The sequence below is a fragment of the Anabaena sp. FACHB-1391 genome (genome assembly GCF_014696755.1).
GTDB lineage: Bacteria > Cyanobacteriota > Cyanobacteriia > Cyanobacteriales > Nostocaceae > Dolichospermum > Dolichospermum planctonicum.
This window is the reverse complement of sequence record NZ_JACJQS010000046.1, coordinates 26,336-35,720: the sequence shown is the minus strand read 5'-3', so window position 1 is coordinate 35,720 and position 9,385 is coordinate 26,336. Positions and strand designations below refer to the sequence as shown.

The window sequence follows — 9,385 nt, the reverse complement described above, 5'->3', positions numbered from 1 at the left end:
GCGACGTTACAACCATATAGTAAAATATTCTGAGGTTGCCACTGTTGTAATTGTTGGGTGTAATTATGAATATTAGTTAAGTTTAATTGACTATTGCCTAAATATAAGCATCCAGGCGCACCGTGGGAAAGGATGTGAATGGTGGTGATGTGGGGATGTTGTTGTAAAATTTGGCTAATTTGCTCAATTCCGTCTTGTTCTGGGGAAATAATAACTGTTTTTACGCCTTCGATAATTCCTGCTTGCAGGGTCTGATAGTCGGAAAGGGAGGCATCAATAAAAACAATTGTTGTTGCGGTTTGACGGAGGAAAGAGTTGTTAGACATAATTTTCCTTTGCACCTGGTAGGGCTTCTGATTTCGTAGAAAATGAGCAACTTCACGCAAAACCTGGTCTTAATAAGATTTTAATGGATTAAAATCAGAACTACAACCGTATATTTTTAGATTTAATGTGTGTTAGTTAGTGTCACATACATAATACTCTGGTAACATTCATGCTTTTACATTTGTCAGAATCAGGATATCCAGGATGAAAGGATGTACAGGATAATGATTTAATATGGTGCGTTACTATATTATATAGTTATGATGTAGCGAACTGCTTGCAGCAGCGCTTCGCTATCGCTATGCTACACCTAAAGTTTTTACCTACTCAAAAAGCTGTTCCCAGTTAAGAGTTCCCAGTTAAGAGTTCCCTGATTTAAAATGGTGCGTTACTATATTATATAGGTAGAATGTAGCGAACTGCTTGCAGCAGCGCTTCGCTATCGCCATCCTACACCCAAAGTCTATACCAATGGTGCGTTACGAATACAGCTAACACACCCTATTATTTAGCTGTCCCCTGTCTCCTGTCCCCGTGGCGTAGCACCTGTCACCTGTCACCTGTTCCCTGTTCCCTGTCACCTGTCCCCTGTCCCCTGTCCCCTGTCCCCTGTTCCCTGTTCCCTGTTCCCTGTCCCCTGTCCCCTGTTCCCTGTTCCCTGTCTATAATATGATATTTGTAGCTCATTTACTGGCGATCTGTTTCCATAGTTCCGTTAAAATCTGTTAAAAAACGTCTTCCCCCAAAACTCACAATTATGACACAGCTAAAAAATGGTGAAAATGAATCCTTGCTAGTAGAAGAGTTTTTTAACAAGCAGTGGAAAATTTATCAAAAGGTACTCAACAATAATTACATGAGTCATAATGAAATTTATGGAATACTACATAAATTTCTTGTTAGTAACTTTCAAAAACCCTTTAAAATGCTTGATTTAGGATGTGGTGATGCCAGTTTCACTAGTCTGGTATTATCAAATACTAATATTACCTCCTATCATGGTGTAGACTTATCCATAGCTGCATTAGAAATTGCCCAAGAGAATTTAAAAAAGATTAATTGTGACATAACTTTAATTCAGGGAGATTTCTCAGAAGTAGTTCCTTTTTTGGCATCAGATCAAGAGCATAGATTTGATGTAATTTTCATCTCCTTCGCGCTGCACCATCTTCAGCTTCAGCAAAAAGAGCATTTTATTAACCAGCTACAAAATCTACTGATTCCGGGAGGTGTTTTGATATTAATTGATATTATTCGTCAAGAAACAGAAGACCGAGATAGTTACATTCTCCGCTACCTAGATAATGTGCAAAAATACTGGTCTTTACTCACCCCAGAAGAGTATTCAATGGTTCAGGAGCATATTTCCACCAGCGATTTTCCCGAAACTCAACAAACTATCCAAGAAATCTGTCAAAAATCCGGTTTTAATCAGTTTAAATGCCTCTACCGTGACCAGTTAAACACTACACAATTATTATGCTTTTCTCAGGAATTGTCATCATCTTAAATAATTAAGTAACAAATTAAACAATTCAACAAGTAAACAATTAAACAATTAAACTTTATGAACGTGACAATTACTGGTACTATTGAACGTCGAAATATTGGCCTTGGTGTCTGGGCTTTTGTGACAGAAGATGGTGTCACTTACCAAATCCCCAAAAGTGCTGATAAAAATCTACTCAAATCAGGACAAAAAGCCAAAGTCACAGGACAGGTAAGAAATGATCTGATGACAACCGCAATGATTGGTCCTGTTTTAGAAGTTCATTCTTTTCAGGTCATATCATAATATAATCTGTTAAGTTTTTGACACTCTGCGGTCTAAAGACACACAGATTCTTTATTTATCAGAAAATCAAAATTTCAATTCTTTAGTTTATATAAAATCAGTTTTAAGTTATCAATTTCCCTTTCTAAGATAGAAGCAACGACCAAAAATCGCCATAGATAAACACGACCTCATAGCAGCAATTAATATGACTCAAGTATCAGAATCTTTGGATTTGTCCACAGATAAAGCTCTAGATCGTGATTGTACAACATTATCCCGCCACGTTCTCCAACAATTACATAGTTTTGGACACGATGCTCAGGATTTAAGTGCGCTGATGAATCGCATCGCTTTAGCGGGTAAATTAGTGGCTCGTCGTTTGAGTCGGGCTGGTTTAATGGAGGGGGTGCTAGGATTTACTGGAGAAGTCAACGTCCAGGGAGAATCTGTAAAAAAGATGGATGTTTACGCGAATGAAGTATTTATCTCTGTTTTCAAGCAAAGCGGCTTAGTTTGTCGTCTGGCTTCCGAGGAGATGGAAAAACCCTACTATATCCCGGAAAATTGCCCCATTGGTCGTTATACGCTGCTTTATGACCCCATTGACGGCTCATCAAACACAGATAATAATCTCAGTTTAGGTTCTATCTTTGCCATTCGTCAACAGGAAGGAGCAGATATTGATGGTGAAGCTAAGGATTTGCTTACAAATGGCCGTAGACAATTAGCAGCGGGATATATTCTATATGGACCTAGCACTATGCTAGTGTATACCATAGGTACGGGAGTGCATTCCTTTATTCTTGATCCTAGTTTAGGTGAATTTATTCTCTGTGAAGAGAATATTAAAATGCCCAATCATGCCGCGACCTATAGTGTTAATGATGGTAACTTCTGGCAATGGGATGAACCCTTTAGAGAATATATTCGTTATGTTCATCGTACAGAAGGATATAGTTCCCGTTACAGTGGGGCAATGGTGAGCGATATTCACAGAATATTATTACAGGGTGGAGTATTTCTGTACCCAGGAACATTACAAAAACCAGAAGGTAAATTACGTCTGTTGTATGAAACTGCTCCCTTAGCGTTTTTAATTGAACAAGCTGGGGGTAAAGCGACCACAGGAACAATGGATATTTTAGATGTAGTTCCCAGAAAACTGCATCAACGGACACCTTTAATCATTGGTAGTAAAGAGGATGTAGAAAAAGTGATGTCTTTTATGCCAAGAAGTCATTAAAGTTACAGCATTTATCCGTATTCTAAAGTCCAGATCTTCCAGATCTTAATGATAAAACTCTTGTGGTGCGGGCATCTTGCCCGCATAAATTGTACCTCACTCCAGCTAAAAGTGCTGTAAATTAAGCAAATTATCGGTTAGGTAGAAAGAAGTGAAACCCAACATTCCCGCGAGTTGGGTTTTCTCAACCCATGCAGCCCCGACCAATAGAAGTCCCAGACGGGTAAATCAAGAGTTTAAACCCACACAGATAGATTATTTTTATAGCACTTTTGCTTAAAAACGGCTGTAACTTAAATTCTAGACTTTATACACCTGCGATCTTTCAAAATCTAAAATCCAAAATCCAAAATCCAAAATCCAAAATCCTATCGTGTCTGCGTCCTTTCTGTGTCACTCATGAACTCTTTAAAAGGTCAAGTCAAGCTATTCTCACCTATAGAGGAGATTGGGGAATTTAGGAACTTGCCCTTTACCTCTTGCAAAATCTAAAATCTAAAATCTAAAATCCTATGGTCAGTTTGCTAGAAAATCCATTGCGCGTTGGTCTACAACAGCAAGGGATGCCCGAACCACAAATTATCGTCATCTTTGGTGCTTCTGGAGATCTAACCTGGCGTAAGTTAGTACCAGCACTGTACAAATTGCGGAGAGAAAGACGTATTCCCGCAGAAACCACCATTGTGGGTGTAGCGCGTCGGGAATGGAGTCATGAATACTTCCGCGAGCAAATGCAAAAAGGCATGGCAGAAGCTCACGCTAATGTAGAACTAGGTGAACTTTGGCAGGACTTTTCCCAAGGTTTATTTTACTGTCCGGGGAATATAGATGACCCCGCAGGATACCAAAAACTGAAAACCCTATTAGCTGAACTAGACGAGAAACGGGGAACAAGGGGAAACCGGATGTTTTACCTCTCTGTTGCCCCTAATTTCTTCCCTGAAGCCATTAAACAGCTAGGGTTAGCGGGAATGCTAGAAGACCCCGACAAACAGCGTTTAGTCATCGAAAAACCCTTTGGTCGTGATTTAGCCTCCGCTCAAAACCTCAACCAAGTAGTACAAAAGGTTTGTAAAGAAAACCAAGTTTATCGTCTTGACCACTACTTAGGGAAAGAAACAGTCCAAAACTTGCTGGTTTTCCGCTTTGCTAATGCCATTTTTGAACCTTTGTGGAATCGGCAATTTGTAGATCATGTGCAAATTACCGTCGCCGAAACCGTGGGAGTAGAAGACCGGGCGGGTTATTATGAAACTGCCGGCGCATTGCGGGATATGCTGCAAAATCACCTCATGCAGCTTTACTGTTTAACCGCTATGGAAGCGCCTAACTCCATGGATGCTGATAGTATCCGCACGGAAAAAGTTAAAGTGTTACAAGCGACTCGTTTAGCTGATGTTAATAATTTGTCAAAATCAGCAATTCGTGGACAATACAGCGCGGGTTGGATGAAAGGTCAACAGGTGGCAGGGTATCGAACTGAACCAGGTGTTAATCCTGAATCTACTACTCCCACCTACGTGGCCATGAAGTTTATGGTGGATAACTGGCGTTGGCAGGGTGTTCCTTTTTACCTACGAACTGGCAAACGGATGCCGAAAAAAGTCAGTGAAATTGCGATTCACTTCCGCGAAGTTCCTTCAAGAATGTTCCCCTCTGCGGCTCAACAAGCAAACGCCAACGTTTTGGCCATGCGAATACAACCCAATGAAGGTATTTCCCTCCGGTTTGATGTGAAAATGCCCGGTGGTGATTTCCGTACCCGTGCCGTAGATATGGATTTTAGCTACGGTTCTTTAGGTATTTCCGCCACTTCCGATGCCTATGATCGTCTCTTCCTTGATTGTATGATGGGCGACCAAACTTTGTTTACACGGGCAGACGAAGTAGAAGCGGCTTGGCAAGTAGTTACACCTGCCTTGTCTGTATGGGATTTACCAGGTAATCCTGCGAATATTCCCCAATATGAAGCCGGTACTTGGGAACCAGCAGAAGCCGAATTATTAATTAACCAAGACGGCCGCCGCTGGCGCAGACTTTAATTAGTCATTGGTCATTGGTCAGTAGTCAGTAGCAAAATAACTGACAACTGACAACTAGTAACTAACAACTAACACTATTAACTATGGTTTCTCAAGCACCTACGATTTTTTCTTTGCAAGCACCCAAGGATGTTTCCCTCACAGAAATTGAGGTAGAACTGAATCAAGTTTGGCAAAGTTACGGTATTCAAGGGGAAGACGGTACTTTACCCGCTGCTACCCGGGCCACAACATTTACTTTAGTAGTTTACGAACCAGAAGAAACTCAGTATTTGTTAACCGCCACCGGCTTTTATAATGGTCCAGTGGATGGTATTCTCGGACCCCAAACTAAAACAGCTTTGCAAGAAGTCCAGAAAAAGCACCACCTTCCAGAAAGCGGTATTGCTACACCGGAAACTCTGACTGCTTTACGGGCTGAATATTTCCAAAAGCAGCACACAGGACCAAATGGAGATAATCATGGTACGGCCATGGGGTATACTTTCAATCCTACCAGTCCCACTATTGCTGATGAAATTGCTACCCGTAACCCTTGCCGAATTATTGCTTTATGTCCCATTGCCGGCGATGATGAAGGGGTAAAAGCCCAAGTTTCTGCCTATTGTCCCATTCAAAAGCAATCTTCCAGCACTCTTGTCTGTTGTGAGTACATTACCCTCACTGGTACTGCTACAGCTTTAGAACGCATTGGAGGCATGATTCCGGCTTTGTTAATTGGTGGTTTACCTAAGTTCCTCTGGTGGAAAACTACACCTGATGCTGCCAATCCTTTGTTTAAGCGTTTAGCATCGGTATGCAATAATGTCATTGTTGACTCTTGCAACTTTAATACACCAGAAGATGATTTACTCAGCTTGCAACAATTAGTAGAATCTGGTATACCTGTGGCTGATTTGAATTGGCGACGTTTATCAGCATGGCAAGAATTAGCAGCAGAAGCTTATGACGCGCCTAACCGTCGTGCAGCCCTCAAGGAAATTGATCGTGTTAAGATTGACTATGAAAAAGGTAATGCTGCTCAAGCATTATTATACTTAGGTTGGTTAGCTAGTCGCTTGGAATGGCGACCAGTTGCCTATAGACAGGAAAAAGGTGATTATGACATCACATACATTAATTTCCTCTCTCCAGACCAAAGACACATAGAAGCCGAATTAGCAGGAGTTCCCATTGCTGATATTGGGGAAATTGTCGGTGATTTAATTGGTTTACGCTTGAGTTCTACTAATCCTCAAGCCAATTGTGGCACTGTAATTTGTTCAGAAACTGGTGGTTGTATGCGAATGGAAACCCATGGAGGCGCTCAGTCGGCTGGGTTGTTTCAACAGGTAAGTTCTCTTTCCGAACAAAAAGCGGAAGCTTTGTTAAGTCAACAGGTACAACGCTGGGGACGGGAAGCTTTATTTGAGGAAAGTCTCACTCTCATTGGTAACACTATTAAGTTAGGTAATGGGTAATGGGTAATGGGTAATGGGTAATGGGTAATGGGTAATACTATTACCCACCCCACCAAAGTAAATTTCCCTATTTCTGTATTATATTTTTACTGATTTTGATTATTTGCAGGTGACAACTGTTGTAATTTCAATTCTGCTTCGGAAATTTGTTTTTGCACTAATTGCAGTTGTCCTTCAGCAATCTTTTTTTGTGTTTCTAATAACTCTGTTTCTTTAACAATCTTTTGCATTCTGATTCTATGTGAATCAGTTCTACCGGGCTGAAAAATCAATCCTAGATACACTGTTACATTATTAGAATCAAGAGTATTTACACCCGCCGAAACATTAAACCCAAAATCATTTTCTGTATTCACAGGAGTATTAATAGAATGATTCAGCGGGTATATATTGGGAAAGTTAAATACATTAAGATTGCTATTTTGATTAGGAGTCTGAAAAACATTATTGTAATCCCCTGTGACTTGAGAACTGCTATTATTGCTTTGGGGAGCAGACTGAGAGAAAGCAGGTTCATTTACCAGTAATTCTGATATGAGCAGATAACTAATGCTAGTAGTAAATAAAAAGATTTTTTTTGTGAACATAATTTGTTTTTTACCCTTGAAAAATTCTAACTATGTAACCATGGATTATTCTAATTGAGAATCATGATCAATTCTTTATTTTCATTATCCAAAAATTTGTTGTTTTAAGGTACATAAATAACTAAAATATGCTGGATATCACCACCACCTGCACTTTCTTGAGAAATCTGTGTATTTGCTCCTATCAATTCTACTCGCAAAGTAGATCCAATAGACTTGTCAACAGCATTAATTTCTATAATATTTTTACCTTTTTTTAAAAGCTTCAAAAGAGAAATTTCTGTATTATTACCTTCTATTTTTTTAATATTCTTGCCATTTAGTTTAATATTTCCAGAGAAATTATTTGCAGTATTAATTTTTAAAAGCAGGTTTTCCTTCAGATCATCCTCATTTAAATTAATAGTCGTTTCTTGTTTGCTATCCTTGAGATAATGAGAATTAGCAAAAACTAAATTAGGCATAAAAACAGGCATACTTAGAGTTAAAATAGCAGCACAAAATGTCATGTTAACTATTTGCTTAATATTCATTTTTCCTTTGTCCTATTGTTTGGTAATTCAAATATTTATTTTTTAAATATTGAATTTTTTAGGAAGAGTTTAGCAATACTAAACCCTTCGATAAAAATCATAGAAAACGAAAAGTCCCTAATTTCTAGCGATTAAAATTCTTAGGTGTTTTGACATTTATAGGTACAACCACAGCATTGTTAATAGTTGGTCCATTAACGCCTGTAGGATTACTTTTACCACCTCGCATTTGCTGATTTACATTTTGTTGTTGTTCAGCTTGTCCTCGACCGCCAATATTCACTTGTGTTGCACTAGAAGAATTGACATTTCCCGTACAAGGTCCTGTACTTCCCATTTCGATATTAGAACCTTGTCTTGCTGGACGTTCAGAAATATTTACTTGCACACCAACATGAGAATTTACACATTGAGCAAAGGCAGATTCTGTAAACACTGGTGTCAATGTCACAGCTAATAAAGCCGATATACCACTTAGAGATAAAATATTATACTGCATTTATACTCTCCTAAGCACAATTAACTACAAGACAATTAATTACAAGAAACGGATACAGTACTTGTTTGAGTTCTTTGCTGGTTAGAACCTCTAATTTTTGTAGTTTGGTGGCTCACAACTTCATTGTTAGACTCAGTACAATTCCGTTTCAATGTGTTGATATTTCTACTTCTAATTGCAGAATCCAGATTTCTCCGGCTACGGTATATATCGGGTTCATAATTTCTCTGGCTACGGTATATATCCGGTTCAGAATCTAATTGCATTTCCCCTGTATTTACCGTAGTATTTCCTCGATAGTCTCTGTTAATTTTGATTTTTCCTACTTGCAGATTCATTTCACCTGCTTGAGCTACCATAGGGAAAATCAAACCCAATGTAATTAGTAAAAGTTTAAGTTGGCGAAATTGCACGATTGATGTACCTAAACTAAATTTACAGAGAAAAAGTAGAGATAAAGCCAATAATTAATTGTATTACCCCTACATTCAATCTACCAATAAGCAGCAATTACCGACTTAATAACGGTTCCATCTCCGTTCACCTTGAGTGCGGGTTTCTCTGTACTCTTGATTTGACTTCTGTTCAGTTACGTTACCTTCACCAAGAACATCAGAACTTTGACGAGCATCTTGGATATTTGCAGAGTCTCCAGAGTTACGTCTGTTAACTCTTTGGTTTACTTGTCCCCTTTGGTTGACTCTTTGATTAGTGTAGTTACCACTACCTGTAATCACAGAATTTTGATCGGATGTTTGGACGTTACCAATATCACCAGCATTAGCAGGAACAGCAGCAGTGGCAATAGCGCTAACAGTTAGTAAAGCCAAGATAAACTTATTCATGGTTAATCTTATGAGTTTGACACTGTAAGTTTGACTTAATCTAGCCAGATTTCTTTTCCTCGTGAGAATAAA

The 9,385-nt window shown here is 39.1% G+C and carries 11 protein-coding genes; 5 read left to right on the top strand and 6 right to left on the bottom strand.

Annotated features, from left to right (window positions below):
- Positions 1-326 (bottom strand): DUF4347 domain-containing protein (locus H6F62_RS18125; RefSeq protein ID WP_190372634.1); only part of this gene is annotated, 326 nt, incomplete at its 3' end.
- A gap of 758 nt (positions 327-1,084) precedes the next feature.
- Between H6F62_RS18125 and H6F62_RS18120 the strand changes: the two genes are divergently transcribed.
- From H6F62_RS18120 to opcA, 5 genes are all read left to right on the top strand, one after another.
- Complete coding sequence (locus H6F62_RS18120; protein ID WP_190372633.1) at positions 1,085-1,837, top strand: class I SAM-dependent methyltransferase; 753 nt, start codon at positions 1,085-1,087, stop codon at positions 1,835-1,837.
- Between the two features lie 57 nt (positions 1,838-1,894).
- The gene (locus H6F62_RS18115) at positions 1,895-2,122 is read left to right on the top strand and encodes a hypothetical protein (protein WP_137907982.1); all 228 of its coding nucleotides are present in this window, start codon (positions 1,895-1,897) and stop codon (positions 2,120-2,122) included.
- Positions 2,123-2,309: 187 nt separating this feature from the next.
- On the top strand, positions 2,310-3,347 hold the full coding sequence (gene fbp, locus H6F62_RS18110; protein ID WP_190372632.1) for a class 1 fructose-bisphosphatase: 1,038 nt from the start codon (positions 2,310-2,312) through the stop codon (positions 3,345-3,347).
- A 512-nt stretch (positions 3,348-3,859) separates the two neighbouring features.
- Positions 3,860-5,389 carry a glucose-6-phosphate dehydrogenase gene (zwf, locus tag H6F62_RS18105; RefSeq protein ID WP_137907980.1) on the top strand — a complete coding sequence of 510 codons (1,530 nt, stop codon included), beginning with the start codon at positions 3,860-3,862 and terminating at the stop codon, positions 5,387-5,389.
- 83 nt (positions 5,390-5,472) lie between these two features.
- On the top strand, positions 5,473-6,849 hold the full coding sequence (gene opcA / locus H6F62_RS18100) for a glucose-6-phosphate dehydrogenase assembly protein OpcA (protein WP_190372631.1): 1,377 nt from the start codon (positions 5,473-5,475) through the stop codon (positions 6,847-6,849).
- A gap of 86 nt (positions 6,850-6,935) precedes the next feature.
- Here the strand turns inward: opcA and H6F62_RS18095 are convergent, their stop codons facing one another.
- The 5 genes from H6F62_RS18095 to H6F62_RS18075 form a co-directional block, all read right to left on the bottom strand.
- Positions 6,936-7,436, bottom strand: coding sequence for a hypothetical protein (locus tag H6F62_RS18095; protein ID WP_190372630.1), 501 nt, complete (start codon positions 7,434-7,436; stop codon positions 6,936-6,938).
- Between the two features lie 104 nt (positions 7,437-7,540).
- The gene (locus tag H6F62_RS18090) at positions 7,541-7,969 is read right to left on the bottom strand and encodes a hypothetical protein (RefSeq protein WP_190372629.1); all 429 of its coding nucleotides are present in this window, start codon (positions 7,967-7,969) and stop codon (positions 7,541-7,543) included.
- A 124-nt stretch (positions 7,970-8,093) separates the two neighbouring features.
- Positions 8,094-8,468, bottom strand: coding sequence for a hypothetical protein (locus H6F62_RS18085; protein WP_190372628.1), 375 nt, complete (start codon positions 8,466-8,468; stop codon positions 8,094-8,096).
- A 35-nt stretch (positions 8,469-8,503) separates the two neighbouring features.
- Positions 8,504-8,881, bottom strand: coding sequence for a hypothetical protein (locus tag H6F62_RS18080; RefSeq protein WP_137907975.1), 378 nt, complete (start codon positions 8,879-8,881; stop codon positions 8,504-8,506).
- A gap of 105 nt (positions 8,882-8,986) precedes the next feature.
- Positions 8,987-9,313, bottom strand: a complete 327-nt coding sequence (locus tag H6F62_RS18075; protein ID WP_190372627.1) for a hypothetical protein — start codon at positions 9,311-9,313, stop codon at positions 8,987-8,989.
- Between the last annotated feature and the right edge of the window lie 72 nt (positions 9,314-9,385).